Here is a 623-nt window from a genome sequence, read left to right on the forward strand (position 1 = left end):
AACTTATTTATCGGTAAATTTACCGTAAGCCATGATGCGGTCGGAACGGCGAGAAAGCAAGTCAGGCATGGTCATGCTTTGCGCTTCGCTTAATTGCTGTTCCAAAACAGTTTTAACGTTTTTCATCGTGGTTTCAAAATCACGGTGTGCACCGCCCAAAGGCTCATCAATCACTTTGTCGATGACATCCAATTCTTGCAGGCGTTTGGCGGTAATACCCAATGCCTGCGCGGCATCTGCTGCTTTTTCAGCAGTTTTCCAAAGAATAGAGGCACAACCTTCGGGAGAAATCACCGAATAAGTCGAGTATTGCAGCATATTGACGTAGTCGCCGACAGCCACTGCCAACGCACCACCCGAACCGCCTTCGCCAATAATGGTGCACAATACCGGCACATGCAGGCGGGTCAGTTCGTATAAATTACGGCCGATGGCTTCAGACTGGCCGCGTTCTTCCGCGCCAATGCCAGGATACGCACCCGGGGTATCGACAAAGGTCATGACCGGAATATTGAATTTTTCGGCAGTCTGCATCAAGCGCAGTGCTTTACGGTAACCCTCAGGACGCGGCATACCTAAATTACGGCGGATTTTTTCTTTGGTATCGCGGCCTTTTTGATGAC

The 623-nt window shown here is 49.8% G+C and carries 1 protein-coding gene; it reads right to left on the reverse strand.

The window, feature by feature from the left end; genetic code table 11:
* Positions 1-3 precede the first annotated feature (3 nt).
* Positions 4-623: acetyl-CoA carboxylase carboxyl transferase subunit alpha (gene accA / locus ACTHS3_RS16545; RefSeq protein WP_440368577.1), on the reverse strand; the 620-nt coding region annotated here is incomplete at its 5' end.

It is taken from the genome of Neisseria sp. P0009.S007, assembly GCF_051962515.1.